The sequence below is a fragment of the Agrobacterium sp. genome (assembly GCF_032092815.1).
In the GTDB taxonomy this organism is placed as follows: Bacteria; Pseudomonadota; Alphaproteobacteria; order Rhizobiales; family Rhizobiaceae; genus Agrobacterium.
On sequence record NZ_DAMDBP010000005.1, the window covers coordinates 39,790 to 58,604 of the forward strand.

14 protein-coding genes are annotated in these 18,815 nt (G+C 52.6%); 7 read left to right on the forward strand and 7 right to left on the reverse strand.

Annotated elements, in window-relative coordinates:
- Window positions 1-45 precede the first annotated feature (45 nt).
- The 4 genes from RT613_RS03815 to RT613_RS03830 all read right to left on the reverse strand — a co-directional run bounded on the left by RT613_RS03815 (window position 46) and on the right by RT613_RS03830 (window position 5,899).
- Window positions 46-2,817, reverse strand: a complete 2,772-nt coding sequence (locus tag RT613_RS03815) for a TonB-dependent receptor (protein ID WP_313613117.1) — start codon at window positions 2,815-2,817, stop codon at window positions 46-48.
- Window positions 2,818-2,963: 146 nt separating this feature from the next.
- The gene (locus RT613_RS03820; RefSeq protein ID WP_313613118.1) at window positions 2,964-3,965 is read right to left on the reverse strand and encodes a FecR family protein; all 1,002 of its coding nucleotides are present in this window, start codon (window positions 3,963-3,965) and stop codon (window positions 2,964-2,966) included.
- Between the two features lie 124 nt (window positions 3,966-4,089).
- Complete coding sequence (locus RT613_RS03825) at window positions 4,090-4,590, reverse strand: RNA polymerase sigma factor (protein ID WP_313613119.1); 501 nt, start codon at window positions 4,588-4,590, stop codon at window positions 4,090-4,092.
- Window positions 4,591-4,780: 190 nt separating this feature from the next.
- Window positions 4,781-5,899 (reverse strand): mandelate racemase/muconate lactonizing enzyme family protein, encoded by a 1,119-nt coding sequence (locus RT613_RS03830; RefSeq protein WP_313613120.1) that lies wholly within the window; start codon window positions 5,897-5,899, stop codon window positions 4,781-4,783.
- Between the two features lie 269 nt (window positions 5,900-6,168).
- Here RT613_RS03830 and RT613_RS03835 point away from each other — a divergent pair, with 269 nt between their 5' ends.
- The 7 genes from RT613_RS03835 to RT613_RS03865 all read left to right on the forward strand — a co-directional run bounded on the left by RT613_RS03835 (window position 6,169) and on the right by RT613_RS03865 (window position 13,774).
- Entirely contained in the window at window positions 6,169-6,849 is a 681-nt protein-coding gene (locus RT613_RS03835) for a GntR family transcriptional regulator (protein WP_313613121.1), read from the forward strand.
- Between the two features lie 224 nt (window positions 6,850-7,073).
- A complete protein-coding gene (locus RT613_RS03840) occupies window positions 7,074-8,558 on the forward strand; it encodes a hypothetical protein (protein WP_313613123.1) in 1,485 nt (494 codons plus the stop codon).
- 183 nt (window positions 8,559-8,741) lie between these two features.
- On the forward strand, window positions 8,742-9,950 hold the full coding sequence (locus RT613_RS03845) for a TIGR03862 family flavoprotein (RefSeq protein WP_313613124.1): 1,209 nt from the start codon (window positions 8,742-8,744) through the stop codon (window positions 9,948-9,950).
- A 192-nt stretch (window positions 9,951-10,142) separates the two neighbouring features.
- A complete protein-coding gene (locus RT613_RS03850; RefSeq protein ID WP_313613126.1) occupies window positions 10,143-10,280 on the forward strand; it encodes a DUF1127 domain-containing protein in 138 nt (45 codons plus the stop codon).
- A 308-nt stretch (window positions 10,281-10,588) separates the two neighbouring features.
- The gene (locus RT613_RS03855; RefSeq protein WP_313613127.1) at window positions 10,589-10,756 is read left to right on the forward strand and encodes a hypothetical protein; all 168 of its coding nucleotides are present in this window, start codon (window positions 10,589-10,591) and stop codon (window positions 10,754-10,756) included.
- A 334-nt stretch (window positions 10,757-11,090) separates the two neighbouring features.
- Window positions 11,091-12,506 carry an AAA family ATPase gene (locus RT613_RS03860; protein WP_313613129.1) on the forward strand — a complete coding sequence of 472 codons (1,416 nt, stop codon included), beginning with the start codon at window positions 11,091-11,093 and terminating at the stop codon, window positions 12,504-12,506.
- 2 nt (window positions 12,507-12,508) lie between these two features.
- Window positions 12,509-13,774, forward strand: a complete 1,266-nt coding sequence (locus RT613_RS03865) for a 5-methylcytosine restriction system specificity protein McrC (RefSeq protein ID WP_313613130.1) — start codon at window positions 12,509-12,511, stop codon at window positions 13,772-13,774.
- A 12-nt stretch (window positions 13,775-13,786) separates the two neighbouring features.
- Here RT613_RS03865 and RT613_RS03870 read toward each other — a convergent pair whose 3' ends face one another.
- The 3 genes from RT613_RS03870 to RT613_RS03880 form a co-directional block, all read right to left on the reverse strand.
- On the reverse strand, window positions 13,787-15,856 hold the full coding sequence (locus tag RT613_RS03870) for a DNA cytosine methyltransferase (RefSeq protein WP_313613132.1): 2,070 nt from the start codon (window positions 15,854-15,856) through the stop codon (window positions 13,787-13,789).
- Window positions 15,857-16,365: 509 nt separating this feature from the next.
- A complete protein-coding gene (locus RT613_RS03875; protein ID WP_313613134.1) occupies window positions 16,366-17,469 on the reverse strand; it encodes a hypothetical protein in 1,104 nt (367 codons plus the stop codon).
- 5 nt (window positions 17,470-17,474) lie between these two features.
- The gene (locus tag RT613_RS03880) at window positions 17,475-18,662 is read right to left on the reverse strand and encodes a hypothetical protein (RefSeq protein ID WP_313613136.1); all 1,188 of its coding nucleotides are present in this window, start codon (window positions 18,660-18,662) and stop codon (window positions 17,475-17,477) included.
- Window positions 18,663-18,815: the final 153 nt, after the last annotated feature.

Consider the following 18,815-nt stretch of genomic DNA (forward strand, 5'->3'; position numbering starts at 1 on the left):
GTCAGGGGAACTTGCATTCGAGCCTGTCACCGGCTCGAAAATTCATCACAATCTCACATTCAGACTGGCAAAGAATGTCCTCCCCGGAGAGGGGTAACGGCTTCCTGCTGGAACGTGATTGATATCGGTTACGTTATCGATGCTCAGACGCAACGTGGTGCGTTCATTGAACTGATAGGACCCATAGAGGTCGAGTTTCGTATATTTATTGGATGTGTAACCGCCGTCCGGATTAAAGGTCTTTACCTGCGACAATGTCGGCGTTGCATGTGTTACGCGGCCACCGATCGCCAATTTATTGTCCAGGAAGCGCACACCGGCATCGAGAGTTGCCTTGAGTTTCGGCGGAACGCCAACACTCGAGTACATCTGCACATTGTCTGAAGCAACGTTTTGTCCATACCAACTGCTGGGCACCTTTTGCGCCCACTCCGCATCCAACCATGTGGCAGAGCCGCCGACCCAGAAACGGCCGGTGTCATAGTTGCCCTCAAGCTCAACACCACGCATCGTCGTGGTGTCAGTCGCGTTGACGTAGCTGGTCAACTGCCTGGAGCCCGCATATGGATAGAAGTAGCCGATCACAATAAGATCATCGATCTTGCGATTGAATGCCGACACCTTCAAGCGAAGCGTATCGTCATCGGTAAACACATTGTCAAAATTGATGTTCGCACCAATTTCCCAGGTTTCCGCCGTTTCGGGCCGCAAGCTTTCGTTGGGTGCATAAACGGACAGCGGAGATGAGTCTTTCGGCAGGTCTCCAGCAAAGAACGCCTCTGTCACCGTCGGTGGCCGGTAACTCTGCGAATAGCTGACATATGGTCGCAACCATTCAACGGGCGTAAATTCCACAGTGAAGGATGGCAACAATGCACCACCGGAGCGGTCGATATTCACGGTGTTTTCAGGATAACCGGCTGGAGTGCTTAGCGCTTCAATATTTGTACCGGCTCTATAAAATTGACCGTTATAGATCTCGCCCTGGCGGGTAGACCAGATGTTCTTCAGAACGGCGTTTGCACTGGCAAATCTTGCAGGGTCGTATGTCGCGACGTAATCATATTCGGTTGTTACGGCGGATGCGGTATAGTTTACGCGGTCCTTGTAGTCGTAGTATTTCGGTGACCCCTTGAGCCTATACCAGTCATAACGCAGACCTGCTGACAGTTTGACCCAATCAGTTGGTTCAAGGTCACCATTAACAAATAAGCTTGCCATGTCGCGACGACCGGCCGGGCTGAAGGACGTGAAGTTCGACGCCAATTCAGGCCAAACATCAATTGAAGTACTGGACGCACTGGAATTTCCGTGATCCCGGAATGCTTCGACGCCATAATTGAGTGTCGCCGGTCCGACAGCGGTTTCAAAACGGCTGGTATTGTCGATATTGATACCAAAGCTCATGAAATCAGCGCTGATCAGCGTGTCAGGATAGCCTGCAGCCCCTCCTCGGCTGTGGCGAAGCGTCTCTTCCATCGTATCGTTCAACCAAAATTTTGAACGGAAATCGATCAGGTCATTATCTGCTGGGTTCCAATCGAGATTGGCTGTCACGGTGTTAATCGTGGCCTTCTCATCGCTGAGGCCACCCATGAACCATGCAAAATCTTTCTTCTGATGGGTCCATGCGACGCCGATCGTCACGTCTCCGAAATCACCTTCCAGTTTCAACAGCGACGACATATTGTCGCGTTGCATGTAGGTGACTTCACCGTCTTCATCCCCGTCCCACTCAATAACCCCCTGGCTACCAATCTTGTAATTGCCAAGCTTCTGGCGCGCGAAACCGCCGGTGATCGAAAAGGGAGAATCTCCCATACGCTTCGACGCCAGGATGGAACCGTTGAAATGCTGATTGTTGGTGCCAACAGTTGTGTCGATCTCGACACCCCAGTCTTTTCCATCTTGAATGATGTCGTCGGCACCAACTGTGCGGAACGTCACCGCGCCAGCCAGCGAACCTGCGAGACCCGACTTGGCGCCGGTTAAGCGTTCAACTTCGACGGCACGAATGAAGGAAGTTTCAACATAACCCTTACCAGAGCTGCCAATATAGCTGTCGCCACCTGCTGAAATGGTACGATTGGCGTTCTGGCGCGCACCATCAACGGAAAGCACCACTCGACCCATGTCCTGCACACCGCGAACATTGGGCGAAACAGCCGGGGAGTTCGCGACGGAGTTGTTGACGTATGTACCAGCCACATTATCGAAGAGATCACGAACATCACGTGCGCCAAGGTCAGACTGAATGGCATCACGACTGACAACGCTCACACTGGCAGGTGTCTCGTAAACCCAATCAGGTGTTCCCTGATAACCAGCACCTGTGGCGGCATTTCTGCCGGTTTTGCCAGTGATGGTAATTGTTTCCAGTACGGTTGAGCCATCGGCTGGTGGCGCATCACTCGCTGCCTGATCTGCTCCGATAACCACCGACCGGCCGTTGCCCGTGAACCGGAAGGTAATGCCCGTGCCGCCGAGCAATTGCGTCAAAGCCTCCTGAATCGTCAGACTGCCAGTAACTGCATTGGTCCGCACGCTGCCGGAGGCCGGAGAGGCAAGCGTCACCTGCAGGCCCGACTGGCGACCAAACGCGCCAACGGCCGCAGACAGCTGTTGTGCCGGAATATTGAAAGCACGACGTTCAGCCTCAGCAGCATTCGTTGCCGGTGTTGCCCCACCGGAAGACTGCGCATGTGATGCCGATACACCGTAAAAAATGGCCACGGCCGTGCTGGCCAGAAGCAGCGCATGCCTGCCCGTCTGCCCCATGCCAGACTGCTGTGCGCCTTGTTGATTGGAAGAAACCATTACCCTGCCCGTCTTTTTTGCCTACAGCGGCAAATGTTGAATTTCATATTCAACAAAAAGACGATTGCTCTCGGATTTTTTTTCAACCAAAAAGAATTTAGTCAGCAAGACACTGAAATAAAAAAAAATTTTTACGTTATAGAATTTCAGAAGCGGGAAACAACGCGAATGGCGTCCGATAGGGAGCGAATTTTGCCGCCATAGGGTGTGACCAAAGCCTCGAGCGCCTGATCCGGCTCGTTCAGATTGTAGAAGCCGGTTACTTTTCGGTTGGCCAGCGACCGGTCAGGCACGCTGATCCAGGCGGAGTGATATGTGCCGATCTTTTCGACCACCTCACCGATCGTTTCATCGACCACGTAAAGTTCGCCGCGCCGCCAGGCACCAATTTCCTCTACTGGAACAGCCTGCTTGCGCATGACATTGGTTGCACCGTCAATAGTCACCCGCTCCCCCGGCACAAGGATCTGCGTTTCAGCCGAAGGATCATTCGTAATGCTTGCCTTTACAGATCCCCGCTCCAGGGAAACGCTGGTCACAAGATCGGAAAGCCCAACATCGAAAGCAGTGCCAAGGACCTCCACCTTGAGATTGCGAACATCGACCACAAATGGTCGTGCCTCATCCCGCACCACATCAAAGAAAACTTCGCCAGAAAGAACCTTAACGTCACGCCGCCCCTGATGGTAGTTGACAGACAGCGCGCTCTCTGGCGCAAGCAGCGCCGTGCTACCATCGGCAAGCGTAACAGTGCGGCTTTCGCCGGTAGCCGTGCGATAATCAGCCTCCAGCCGGATGGCCATATCAGGCACAGATATGACGGCAAGACAGAGCATGGCAAGGGTGACACCACCCAGTGCAACCCGCGAGAACGTGCGCCGTGACATGACCAAACGCCGTATAGACCCTCGTTTTTTATCTTCGTGGCGTTTTGCATCGCCCCATTGTGGGCGCAAGGCAGGCTCAACGGCGCCAAACGCCGCCCAGCCACGACAGGTCTTTTCCCAAGCAAGCCTGTGCTGCGGGCTTAACTCCAGCCACTGACTGAATTTCTTGAGTAAATCCGCGTCATCCGACTTTTCTTCGAGCAACAGAAACCAGTCGGCAGCCTCGTCAAACACATCCACATGGCCTGTGCCTTCGTTCATCGGATCGTTCATCGACGTGGTGCCTGTATCTGCTCTCGGGTTAAAATGACGGTTTCATGCTCTCCTTCCAAAGAGACGATTGAACGCAAGATTTTTTTCATGGAAACGTCATTTTTTTGGACGTTCATTTCATTTTCCTGACAAACTCGGCAAGCCCGGTCTTGACCAGACGATGTGCGGTGGCAACCGAAACGCCCAGATGTGCGGCAATATCCTCCATGCGATAACCACCAAACCGGTGCATTTCCAATGCAACACGAGTGTCGGTCGGCATATCATTAAGGATTTCGCTGACCTGACGAACCTGATCACAGAACAGCGCATGATCTTCGGGTGAACCATGGTCCTGTGGCAGCCCCCAAAAGGGCGTGTCATCCGGCCTTTCCCGAAGGTCGTAACGACGACGTTTGCGAACATCAAGCGCGAGATTGCGGACAACACGGAAGAGATAGGCCTTGAGGGCACTCGGAGCCTCGGCCTGCTGCGGTACAAATTTGATAAAGGCTTCCTGCACCACGTCTTCGGCCTCTTCGCGAGAGCCGAGAATGGGTGTTGCATATTTTATAAGATCAAGGCGATGCGCGGCGTAAACGGCATAACGCTTGTCATCTTCCCGAATGCCCATTTCATCCCAGACAGCTAATCAATATCGGATGGCCCCGAACCATTCCAAGCTCGTATATCAGCCCGAACAATTCCGATCCAGAATTACATGAATGAAAAACTCATGAAATTATAGTTTCCGTTGATTACCTTTATGTGATGTGCCCGATCCGCTGAGATCGGGCACATCAAGATTGAGATCAAAAATCGGCTTAGCTCAGGCTTTTGCCATAGCGGGCAAAACTTTCCGCCAGAATGGTGGTGCTGGCGCCTGGACGTTCAGGACGCGCGTAGACACCATCCTTGACGGCAATTGGCTCTTCGAAATGGTCCTTGATCCATGGAATATACTCCAGAATGGTCGAGGCCGGATGCCAGTAACTGAGATGCACATGCACCTGGCTCATTTCGCCAGCATGCGGCACGACAGGCAAACGATGCGCCAGTGCAAGGTCGGCCACCTGGATATATTCAGTGATGCCGCCAAGACGCGTCACGTCAGGCTGCACATATTGAACGGCACCGGCCTCGATGAAGGACCGGAAGGCATCGACAGTGTAAAGCTGCTCACCCAGTGCCACCGGAATGGTGGTGTTGCGCGCCAGCGTCGCATGGCTGCCAACATCATCGTACCAAAGCGGCTCTTCAAACCAGAAAATGTCCAGCCCCTGCGCTGAGGCACAAAAACGCTGGCAGGTTGGCAGATCCCATTTGCCATTGCCATCGATCGCGATACGAATGGAGCTGCCCAGACGTTTGCGCACTGCTGTCAGGCGTTCGATATCGATATTGGGGTCGTCATGGCCGACCTTGAGCTTGATGCGCGTAAAGCCATCTTCCTCAACGGCCTTTGCAGAGCCGTTCAGCAATTCTTCCTTGGTGAAGGAAAGCCAGCCAATGTCGGTATTATAGGCCTCCACCCCCTTGGTGCGGGCACCGCCGAGATAACTCCACAGCGGCACACCTGCCTTTTTGGCCTTCAAATCCCAAAGCGCAACATCAACTGCCGCAAGCGCCAGATGGGTAATGCCGGCGCGGCCAACCCACTGCAGGGCAGGATGACGTGCCATTTTCATCCAAAGACGCGAATGATCGGACGCATCTTCGCCGATCAGCAGCGGGGCATAACAATCCTGAATGCACGATGTGATCAACCGGTCAGACGGCAAGTGTGAGTGGGTGCCGGTAAAACCATAGCCTTCCAGACCATCATCGGTCACGATCTTGGTGCCCACCACACCCCAATGGGTAATGTTGTGCGTTGAATCCGAGATGGAATCCGATGTCAGCGGAAGGTGAAGAATAAAGGGGTGAACTGAGACAATTTTCATGTGCTTTGGCTCCTGATCGATCCTCTCACACAGCAAGTCGGATCGTTTTGGGCTGGAATGTCATGGGTAAATTTTGCGGCACAGCGCGCCGCCTTCGGCTTCAACAGCGCAGGCCCATTGGGCCACGCATGAATTTCTGGATGATTGGCGAAGGCCTCCTCTCCTTCCTCATCACGACATCTACTCCAGAAATCCAAACTGGAAAATAAAAAATTTTTTATTTTTTGTTTTTAATTGCACTTGTGCTCGATCTGACAGAAAATGCATGCATGACCATGATCAAGACCACATTGGCCGAGCAGGCCTATCAGGAACTCCGCAACCGCATCATTCAGGGCCGGTTGCCGGAAGGGTTCCGCCTGTTTCCCAATGAGCTTGCGGTTGATCTCGGCATCAGTCCCACGCCGATCAAGGAAGCCTGTCTGCGCCTTGAAGCCGATGGATTGGTCACAACCTCAAGCCGACGCGGCATGGTGGTGAGAAGTTTTGATGAAGCCGATGTCGAGGCTCTGTACGCCGCACGCATCCTCATCGAAAAAGGTGCCGTAGAAGCCGCTTTTGACGCCGGGCGTTTTGATGCCCCCTTGCAGGAAAAACTCGCCGACACATTGGCGCAGCACAAGTATTTCGCGGCAAGGCATTCTCTCGACGATCTGTCGAAAGCCCTTCATCACGACAGGGCATTTCACAGTGCGTTGGTGGACGCGGCACAAATGCCAATCATCTCGGAAACCCACGCACGGATCGTGGCGCAAACCCACACGGTTTTTGTTTCACTACCGGGAGATTACAGCCGTTCGGTCAGTGAACATCAGGATATTCTCACCGCCATCACATCAGGCAACAAAGAAGCAATCCTGCAGGCGCTGAAGACACATCTGGAAATGAGCCGACGCAACACGCTTCAGCAGGTCGCGATCCTCAAGGCACGCAAATCAAGCACCGCCTGATCGCCGGGCCTCCGCTATTCCCTCTCCTTTAACGCAATACTGTCGCTTGACAGAACAAAGACGCCTGCCCTGGTTTCTGCGCTCGGGCGACCAGCCAAGCGTCCAATAATTCACAAAACACAACCATTAATAATAAATTCAATTATTGATTGTGTTATTTTCTACTAATTGTCTTACGATCCATCTTGGGGGAGTTGATTCACCGTTTCGAGGAGGAGACAGAGATGACAACCAGATACCGAAGGGCAGCGCTGCTGACGGCTGCCGTATATTTATCTTGCACTGCCCTGCCAGTAGTATCAGCGCATGCACAGGATGAGATGATAAGGCAGACCCTCGGCGCTCGAGATGGCTGGGCAGATGGGACGGATGGCGGCTCAAAAGCAGATGCCGCCAATATCTACACCGTATCGAACCGCCAGGAACTGCTGGACGCATTACAGGCTGGCGGAAAACCAGACCTACCTAAAATCATCCAGATAAAGGGCACGATCAATCTGTCGGTTGATGATGATAATAACGAACTGACCGAGAAGGATTACGCTGATCCAGCCTATGACTTCGAGGCCTACAAGGCGGCCTATGCCCCTGCGGTCTGGAACGTAAGGCTGACGGACAAACAGCGCCCTGAACGCGATCTGATCGGTCCGCAGGAAGAAGCACGACAGCGCTCTGCCGAAAACCAGAAAAAACGCATCGTCATTCGGGTCACCTCCAACACCACAATCATCGGTCTCGGCAATGACGCCAAAATCGTCAAAGGCAATCTGTTTATCGGTGACGGAACCGAAAACGTCATCATCCGCAACATTATCTTTGAAGATGCATTTGACTATTTTCCAGCCTGGGATCCGGGTGACTCCTGGTCTCTGAACAAGGATTATCCCGGCTGCGAAGCGGCGTACGTCAATGCCGATACTGGCCCACAAAAATGCCCGGGCGGCCGCTGGAATTCGGAATATGACAGCATCTCGATCAATGGCGGCAAAAAGGTCTGGCTGGACCACAACACCTTCACCGATGGTGAGCGCCCGGACAAGCTGTTCCCACCGGTCTTCCCCTTCCCGCACAATCAGGTCGAACAAAAAGTGCAGCACCATGATGGCCAGGTGGACATTACCAACGGCGCCGACTTCGTTACCCTGACCTACAATCACTTTCTAAACCACGACAAGACATCACTGATTGGCGGCAGCGACAGCCTCACCTCCGACGAAGGCAAACTGAACGTAACCTTCAGAGGCAACTGGTTTGAAAATGCCGGCCAACGCATGCCGCGCGTGCGTTTTGGCAAGGTCCATAGCTACAACAATTATTTCTCCGGCGATGCCTCCGGTGCGCCGGATGCCAGTTTGAGCGTCCTTGAAAATCACGAAAGGGGCATCAGCCAATCAAAGGGCATCCCTATTTTCCGTAGCGCCTTTGGCATCGGCAAGGGCTCCGCCATCTATTCGGAAAACAATTTTTTTGAAATCAACAATGGCGGCATCCGCAACGCTGGAAACATTCAGGGTGGAACACGGTTCTTTGATGCCGGCTCTCTGGTGAATGGTGAAGCCGCAGACTTTGCGACCGTACTGAATGCCGATCCCAAAAAGCCGATTTCATCTGACGTTGGCTGGAAACCAACCCTTTATGGCAAGCAGCCTATCCCGGCCAAAGACGTGCCCGATTATGTCAAAGCGAATGCCGGGGCCGGCAAGCTCTGAAATTCATCTATTCCAGACATCCCTTATGGCGGGATTTCCCGCTATAAGGGCCTTCGCAGACTACAAAACACTCGGCCGTAAGCGAATTTCTGCAAAAATATATGCCGCGCCCGTGCAAAACCGAACGGACTTACGATAACAACACCCTATCTCGAGCAGAGGCAAAGCAGGACAGCGCACCGAATGGCAATAAAACGCGTGGCAATCATTGGCGGCGGACCATCCGGCTTGATGGCTGCCGATGTGCTGTCGGCGGCCGGCCATGACGTCAGCGTCTACGAAGCGATGCCCACAGCCGCACGCAAACTGTTGATGGCCGGAAAATCCGGGCTCAACATTACCCATTCAGAACCCTACCCTGCCTTCGTTCAGCGTTTTGGCGCGGCCGCACCCCATCTGCAGGCAGCACTGGATACCTTTGGCCCGAGGGATGTTCGTCAATGGATGGAGGATCTGGGGCAGCAAACATTCATCGGATCATCCGGCCGCGTGTTTCCAGAGGTCATGAAGGCGTCGCCGCTGCTGCGCAAATGGCTGCAGCGGCTGGAAGACCAGGGTGTGACTTTGCACACCCGCCACCGCTGGACGGGTTTCAACCAAAACAGACTGGCATTCCAGACACCAGAAGGCACGCTTGAAATTGAAAGCGACGCAACGCTACTGGCCGTTGGCGGCGCAAGCTGGCCCCGTCTTGGCTCCGATGCGGCATGGGTGCCCTATCTCAGAGAAAAAGGCATCGCCATTGCCGATTTCAAACCGGCCAATTGCGGATTTGATCTCAATTGGAGCGATGTTTTCCGCTCACGTTTTGCAGGTGCCGCCCTCAAATCCGTGGTGGCAAGTTCGGCTGCTGGCAGCTTTCAAGGCGAATTTGTCATCAGCAAACACGGCATTGAAGGCAGCCTGGTCTATGCGCACTCGGCCGTCCTGCGTGACGCATTGCTGGACACGGGCAAGGCAACGCTGTTTCTCGATCTTGCGCCCGGCAAAACCCAGGAGAAGCTGACCGCCGATCTGTCAAAGGCAAATCCGAAGGACAGCTTCACAAACCGGTTGCGCAAAAAAACCGGCCTGAGCGATGTGAAGATTGCGTTGCTGCGCGAAATAGTACCTGACATCACCACACTGTCTCTCGAGGACGTTGCGGCAAAGATCAAGTATCTCGCCCTTCCCCTGTCCGCCACGCGATCGATTACCGAAGCAATCTCTGTTGCCGGCGGTATAGAGTGGTCACAACTGGATGAAAACTACCAGCTTCGTGCCCTGCAGGGCGTTTTTGTGGCTGGTGAAATGCTGGATTGGGAAGCCCCAACAGGAGGATATCTCCTCACCGCATGCCTGGCGACGGGCAAGGCAGCAGCCAAAGGCATGCTGCAATTCTTGAGAAGCTGAGCAAAAACCGCTCACCTCTATCGATCGCAGCGGCAGCTAGCGAAATTTCGATCAAAATCCAGGCAGATATGCAACCCAGCATCGTAAAGCGGCAGGGAATGCAAAAAACGCATGCCTGCCAATTATACTTATGCATTAATTTTAGGCGCGGGATGTCCTATTATTTAGTCATACCAAACAAGGAGATGGAAAATGAAATTCGGCGAAATCGTAAGAAACTACACAGCAAAACGTCGCGCTGTTCGCGAACTGAACCAGATGGACGAGCGTTCTTTGAACGATATCGGCCTGCGTCGTGAGCAGATCAACCATGCTGTTTGGGGTCGCTGATCCCACACCAATGTGCGCCAACTCGCACATTGAGACGAATGCACATTAATGGTGGCGGACACCCATAGGCCGGCACCATTTGGCTCTTCTGACACGAGCTTTTGACAGGCAACGCTCCTTGAAGCGGCCTCACCTAAGAATTCCCAGATAGACAGATAAAGCGGCTTTATAGTCCCGGCTTGCATAGCTGAACTGCGATGCGCGCCTAACTGCGCGCTGCAAGCCGCGCTTTGTGGAAATTAACCCACACGTTATGGTTTACATTTCTGATGATTGGCAACAGTAGAGATTTGTTCTATGCAAATCGCATGTCTGAAAACGTTTTGAAATTCGAGCGTCGCCCTCAACCGAAGCCACCGCGGCAGACCCCGCCGTGGCAAAAACGTCTGCTTGTCATTCTGGCCATCATCGCCGCATTTCTGGTCGCGTTTTTCTATTATTACCTGACAGGCGACCAAAGCGGCACGTTGGGCTAAAGCCCTCGCCAGCACCTTCATTAAAAATGCCACCCAACGGTCGTGGACCGTGTACATGCGGCAGCAGAAAAATCATCATTTTTGAAGATTATGGCGCACCCGACAGGATTCGAACCTGTGACCTTTGGAATCGGAATTGGGAGAATTATGTTCTAACTATATGATTTCTATTATTCTGATTCTAGGTTGCGCTAGAACTGCGCTAGATTTGCGGTGGAACTTTGATCACTGCTTCCAACTGAATAGGTCAATGCAGTTCATCCGGCACTATCCAGCGTTTAGGATAAGCCATCGGCATTCATCTCGCATTGTTCTTGTTTATGCGCAGTAGAGTATGAAACTGCAGCCGAATCATGGCTTAGTGTTGCAAAGAGAAGCTGGACTCGTTGCGATTATGACTATTTCGAAGATGAAGATTCTGTATGGCCCACCTGGCACCGGCAAGACATGGCGAGCTGCCCGAGAGGCCGTAAAGATAGTCGACCCGGCTGTGTCCGAGACTGACGTTATGGAAAGGCACGCTGAGCTCGTCATGTCCGGCGCGATCATTTGGGTCACATTTCATCCAAGTTATACATATGAAGATTTCGTCGAAGGCTTCCGACCTGAGGCCACGGAAGACGGCATTCTTTACAGGCCGAGGTCTGGTCCCTTCAGAATCGCCTGCGACAATGTCACCCGATCAGCTCCAGTCGGACAATTGTTCTTCGTGGGACAAGACATCAAGTCCAGCAGTGGCAACGAATATGAGGTGGTAGCCGCGTCGCTTGATAGCGTCCTCTTGCGCAACAAAAAGGGAAAAGGTGCAGGCCTTCAGACACCCGTATCACTCGGGTTGGTCAGCAAGCTCAATGAATTGGGTTTTAAGCCAGGGGATCTTTCAATTTCCGGCTCTGACCACGAGGACAAGAAGGCGATCGCCGAAAAGATAGGATATGATAAACAAACCTTGTTCGGGATGACCGGCCCCTTAAGGGCCGTTTGGGAAGTGGTGTCACAGGCCACGCCTCCCAAGATCGACCCGCGAAAAGTTGTATTGGTTATCGACGAGATCAACAGAGCTGACCTGTCGAGGGTGTTCGGAGAGTTAATCACGCTGCTTGAGCAAGACAAGCGTCTCGGTGCGCCTGAAGAGAGGCGGGTATTGCTACCCTATTCCCAAACTCTCTTCGGTGTGCCTCAGGAACTAAGCATCATCGGTACAATGAACACTTCCGACAAATCTCTATCTACCATGGACGCCGCATTACGTCGGCGCTTTGAATTCGAAGAGGTGCGTCCTGATCCGGCCAGGTGCGCCTTTCCGTATGCTGGCTTGGACCTTAGGGCGATCTTGACGGGGATTAACCGTACCATCGCGGTTACAGCTACACGTGAACGGCAGATAGGGCATGTGTCCTTCGAACTCTCGCGGTTAGAAGCGGTTCGCGACGAGAGGGCGTATCCAAAAACGACGGACGGCGAGCTCAAAGCCGTAGCCACTATTATACGGTCTTCCATCGCGCCGCTTTTGTTGGACTTGTTCAAAGGAGACTGGAAGAAAGCGGACTTTGTATTAGGTCGCAACTTCACTCAAGGAAAGGGCGGTCTATTTGAAGAAGTGAACAACGAGATGATCTACTCTCGGGCCGGTGATGAACTAGACCTGGTCGATATGGGAGAATTTTTCTACCCAGCATGGTGGGATCCGGATAGTTCCGAGTGGGATGCAGAGAAGTTTTCCGTGCTTCTTTCCATGTCAGCTAGTTGATCATGCGTGTCATTTCTATCAATGTCTTCGAACACCAACCTGTTCCGCTGCCACCGGCACTAGATAATGATCGGATCAGACGTAGGTTAGTCCGTGCAGGAAGATCTGAGCTTGGACCAGCGTTGAAGCTGGACCAAAAGAGACTGACCGCGACAGGATTGGTTGGGCTTGTATCCACTCCTTCTGTGCAGATCCAAATTCTTCCTAAGGTGTACGAAGCCGAAGATGCTTCAGTGGCTAGGGGCATGCAGTTCCTACAAGCGACTTTCCCGCTCGCGCTTGCTGGACGCTTTGGATCAGGTAAGGCCTATGCCGCGAGCTCGTCCGATAGAATCATCGATATAATTCTTGCCTACTTTCTCGCTCGACTTGCCGAGTTGATTTCTTGGGAATTCCCGAGAAGTTACTTTGAAGTCACGGAGCTGCGAGACTCTCTAGCTGGCCGTGTGGATTTGAACAGCCTGGCAAGCCGAATGCCCGGCACTATGCGGGGCGTGATGGTTCGCCATGCTCCGCTACAAGCGGACAACAACACTTCTCGCCTCTGTAGGGCGGTCGTCGAAGAAAGTATGACAAAAGCTCATGATGGAAAATTGATATGGCAAGCTCGCCAGTTGCAGTCGCTGCTAAGCGACGTGAGATCCGTTCCACTGTCGGTGGAGCTAATTGAAGGCGCGAAGGCGGAAGTGCGATCCGCGGACTGGGAGTGGCTATTTACGCTAGCGAACCTTCTTGTCAAGCAGCGTACATCAAACCCATGGGAGGCTGGAGGTGAAGCAGGGCTCGGGATCCTATACCGGATCGAACATCTTTTTGAGAAGGCTGTGCGTCTAGCATTAGCGAGAGGGATAGAACGAAAATGCGGCGGGACTGTTCGAAAGGATGGTCTCGGCTGCGTGTTGAGAACCGCCGACGGTGGAAGCTTCGTAAACCTAAAACCGGATCTCATAATTCACTTGGGAAGTGGCCAGCTTCTTGGTGACAGCAAGTGGAAGAGACTCAGGAGTTTGGCAGATCCCGTTCCAGCTGAAAATGATCTTTACCAGATTCTAACTTACTCTCGTGCTGCGAACGTTGCGAAGTGCTTTATCATTTATCCTTTGGGTAGACCGCATTCTGACGTTGTCGTCAAAAATGTCTACGAAGCCTTTGCAGGGGCAGTTAAAGTTGCAGTCTTGCAGGTAGACATTTTGCAGTTGCTGCAAACGGATCCAGGGCTTAGGGCGAGCGCCGAGGACAAGCTAGCAGCAGTGGTTGCCTCCATCTAAACCGCGTTCGCTTCATTCAGCCGCAGCTAGGCGGTTCGCTTCCCGGTCAGAGAAGATTCCGAAGATGCCGTCTAGATCGCAAAGCCGTGCGGCAAACATCTGAGCCATAAGTGGCGGAACTGCGTTTCCAATTGCGGTATACGCGTCAACAACTCCCACCCCTGCGATTCTGAACCAGTCAGGAAATGACTGAATTCGCGCAGCCTCCCGTATAGAAATGGAGCGGGCTTCGAATGGATGCCAATATCCGTAAGTATCCTTCCCAATGTGGGCGACGATCGTTTTTGATGGTTTTGATGCGGAGAGGCGCTCAAACCAGTCGCCGTGCATCGACGCTCCATTTTTTAGGTAACCCTCCAACAACAAATGTTGCTCTTCCAGCCCCTTGGCCAACTGGTTGTGTTCCAGTAGTAAACGGAGCACGAGGCTTTCGTCCATTATGGAGTGCAGCCAATGTAGGGATTCTCGGTCGTTCTTGTCCTGTGTCTTGGCCTGCAAGGTCTGCAATAGCTGTTGTGCTTTTTTTAATGTGGGTGCCTTGGATGGCTTGAGATCCATCCATCTGATTCCAGGGGCAACATACTCAACGAACGCACGATCGTCGTCCCGACCAGTTCTGTAGATGTGTCCAGTAGTCGTATAACTACGCTCGCGGGTAACTGGATGAGGCGCGGAGGTCCAAAGCCGGTATCGATACTCAGCCGGAGGCATCCTTTCATCAATCCTTGGATAAACGCTCACTTTTCCCTCCGACCGCGCACCGCTTTGAAAGGGCATTGCTGGCGCCAGTCCGTCCAACGCAACCGCTAACGCAACATCATCCCCGTAAACCGGGAGGTCGAAAAAGCTATCAAGCACTTTTTTTGAAGTGCTACCGGCTCCTCTGACGCCGAACATTATGAAGCGCCGTCTATCTTGAGGCACACCGAAATTGCGTGCATTGAGGACCTTGTGCTTTATTGCGTAGTGTGCACCATCGGATATGGCGTCGATGAGCTCTACTAACAAAGAGGGGGCATCCAACACCCCGTTTGGTGTTTTCAGCGCAGATTGGAAGTTTGCGACGTTTTCGAAGAGAAACGCATCCGGCCGGAGGGCGTCCAAGAATAGGACGTACTGGCACATGAGTGCGTTACGTTCATCGCCATATTCTCTGTGGCTCCATGCGTGCACGCCCTGATTACGGAGGCTCTGGATCACCGGACGACCGATCCTACTAAAGCCCTTACACGGTGGACCTCCCAGGACGATATCGACCCTCCTTTCACCAGTATAAAGAAGGTCGATCTGTTCCCGTCGTCTGACGCAGAAATTTGCTCGGATAGTTTCGCGTGTTGCGCGCCAATTCATCCAAATATGACCAAGCTTCACACCTTGCGATGAAAGTAGGAACTGAGCGACATTGGCTACCTTGGCAGCGTTTCCTTTGAGCTTACCTCGGCCCGCCTTCTGCGAAGCTTCCAACAGCTCCTTCACCTTACTGTCCCAAAGCTCTTGGAAGCTACCTAGGATATCGGCGTCAATTTTCGACGCCAGCGCAAACGAGCGCTTCTCCACATTCTGATATTCTTCACACCAAGGGAGCTGAGCTGTAGCAGGACGTGGTGAGGTCAACGAGCTGAGTCCCAGCTTGTTCATAAATGCCTTGGTTAGCGCTGTAGCATCGGTTCGCTGCAAAATGTCGCTTACGCAGACCTTGTAGTCTGCATCGTTCGACATCTTAGAAAACTCAGCGGAAAACTTTTCGTCACAGAGCGCTAGCTCAGCGAGAAACTCGTTTAGGCCAATGTCGGATAGTTCTTTTTCGAGCCTAGCATCCTGGCCACTGTATGCCAGGTGTGCGAGATAAAAGAGCCTAATCTCGGTCGGATGCGCAAACCAATTAAGGTCGACTTTCCTTCCAACCTGAACTTTCTCGGTGGCTCCTCTTCTACCAAAGTTATCGTTGTAAATGCTGATTGCGCTCTGATCGATGTCAAGGCCCAGAACCGTCTTGAAGCTCAATCGCGTTTCTGCACCTTCGAAGCCGCAGGTAATGCCGCCTGCGCCACAGAACAGATCAACAACTTTGAGCTCTCGCATATAGGTACACTCTCAGGCATGCTGCATTTATACGGCTGCCCTGATTCGAAAGGACGCCGCAGCTAGTACAGTACGGCCAGAGATCGCAAGCCGCAATCCGCTCGCATGCGTATAATATCCGATCCAGACGCTTTGTGTTCTGTGATTGTCGTGGCATAGTCAGCTCGATAATCCATCCGCCGCTTGCCGGGCCCCATGAGAGCGAAGGTGCGCGGCATTCGTACCGGACCTAACTTAGGAAGGGGTGGTGAGTTTCCAGTCCCGATATGGGCGTTAAAGTTTTATGGCTTGGTTTCCCGTGACATCTCGACTTATCATCACTGGCTCGGAAGGGCTCGTCAATGCCATGGTGAGCCGAGCCTCAGGTAGATGTCGAGGCTTCAAACAGTCCTGCGCTGCTACTTTAGGAGCACTAAGGCCTTGCTGCCATAAAAATCGCTGCCAGGTCTGAGGAATTCCGTGGCGTACGCATCTACGAGAATGCGCGTTATGGTTTGAGTTCCAAGGGCCTAAGCGTTTAATGAACGGAAGTCTTCGTCTGCCAGCAGCTGCTCGAGGACCGTTCCCAAAAGTGAACAAGCAAATTTTCCGACAAATTCGTCGTGATCGTCAGTGATGATAAATTCACCTACTCTGTTGTGCGCAATTGAGCATCGGACCCGATAGATCCAATAAGCCGCCAAATCGATGACAAATTTGCCATACACATCGGCGTCATTTGCGATTCTCGCCGTTCGCATATTTGTCAGTGAGAGGTTTTGACCGAGAATGAAAGGCCAAACTTTTGACCACCGCGCCTCATCCCCTAATGGGTTGCCATCTTTTGAGAAAGTTTGAAATATCTCTCTGCAGGTAACCTCAAATGCGGCGGCACCGTGCAGCGCATCCGCGAGTTTGTCGACATCTTTGCAATATTCTCTGATTAAAATCTTGAGCCTGTCGAGCTCTACTCTGCTGTTTTCTTTCATGACCTCGGCGTAGCCGAAGAGATCGTCATTGAGCCGCTTTATTTTCTTAAAAATCACATAGTCGAATAGCAGTTCGACGCAATGGTACATTCTTAGGTAACGTTCAAAGTTGTTTCCAGCCGCGGTCAGTCGAGCAAAATTGACGGCATGAACCTCAGTCGGCGGGCTAATGTTTTTCTTCGCGATGATTTCAGGACCGCTACGGGACCAGTATGAAGGATTGTAGCTCTCGTGGGAAAAGCCTCCCCAAATCGGTGCACCGTCCCTGTATTCTGAAAGGTAAGAGACGAGAAATGATGCGTCGATAACAATGTAGTCTCGTTTGAAGGCGTAAGTAGCCTCCGTCACGTCCGTTACTTCGCTGTCCGCCAAGTATGCCGCATAGCGCCATTGCGTTAGCTCGTCGCGATCTACCCGCCCGAGATCTTTGGTGAAGCAAAGTGTTCCAAAAGATTGTCCGCCGCTCGTCTTTAGCTCGCAATCCTCTGCGCGGTTCCACATCGGAGATACAACCTCGACGGCAATTGCCACCAAGTCACTGACGCACAGATAGCCGTCGAGATCTTGAGCTGTCGCAGGATCAACTCCCTCTATCTGAGGCAAATTACCTGCTGCAGCCAGCGTTGATATTTCTTCTGGGGTCAAGGTTCTTACTCTGCCGCCAGCTGCCAGCAACGGTCGAGGGTGGTCTCGCCTGCATCTCTAAAGAACTCCTTGAAGCCGTTTGTGAGCAGTTTACGCGTTGCAATGCCGACGTTGACTTTACGGGGATTGCTTCCCGCCCGGACTTTGTCAAAGGTTTCAAGATGAAGAGGATCTGCACCGAATCCAGCGGTTCGGAGGCTCGCGACCAACGAGTTCAACGCTTCGTCAATGCGGTGGCGCTTATCTGGAATGTTTCCGTACTGCACAATGGCCGCGAAAAAAGCGACAAAAACATTCTCTGCTGCTAGCCAATGAGATGCAACCATCACTTTGGTGGCGTCAGTCATTTCGCTGAGGTCTGGCCCGTCGCTTTCGCTGTTGCCGCCGCTGTATACGCGAAACACCTCGCGATCCATTTCTGTGTAGATCGAGAGGTACTTTACGAAATCGTTGAACTGTTCTCCAATTTCTTCTTCTGTAGCGTCCAGTGCGTTCGCCTCGAGCATCTGGGATGCAATTATGTTGTCCTTTTTTAGCTCTGCGGATCCCGTGATGAAGGCCTGGTAACCTGATACAACCACCGCCAGCGGAAACTTCATAGGCCTGCGCCGCCTTGAATTTTCTCTTTCAGTGTAGATGCTCAACTGGTCTATCCTTGCCTCGATGGAGGTCTTCAACGACATGAAGAGCAATTCAATCTGGTGTCGAATGGACATTGGCTTCTGTCCCGCGTTCAGGACAATTATGCGGTAGATTAGCTTTTGGAGATCTCCCTCCAGCCAAAATTCGACTAGGATTGTCTGTCCGTGAACGAATACATGTCCTTCGGCACGGAGATCACTTAGGATGTAAGTGCGCTGTAAACCATCGAGGATATCGACCCGACCGGGCTCGCTAAGTGCCGCTGATAGCGATTCAACGTCGTTGGAATCAATGGCCTGTTGGTAAAGCGGCATGACGTGATCGACATACTCTGGCTTTACGGCAAGAGTGATTGACGGTAGCAGGGCGCCGCTTCGGATGTCGGCTTTTAGCCTCTCGTAGGCTTTGTGCGTCTCGCGCCGTCTCTGGATGGAGAAGTTTTCAAAATCATGTCCAACAATATTGAGATAGTCGGCGGTTGCCATTTGCGCATATATGACCGGCGTATTTGTGCGTAGATCGCGCGCTAAACCTATAACTGATACCGTCATCTTTGCTCCACTGAATGTGCCGCAGGCACTCTGAACCGTCGGTTGCAGGTTCACACTACGCACGAATATCCTGCAACTTCGGCTGCCGCAAGTCGGCTTAGGTAGGCGCGATCTGTTGGCGTTACCCTTTCCCGTCCTGCTCTGGGAAAGGGG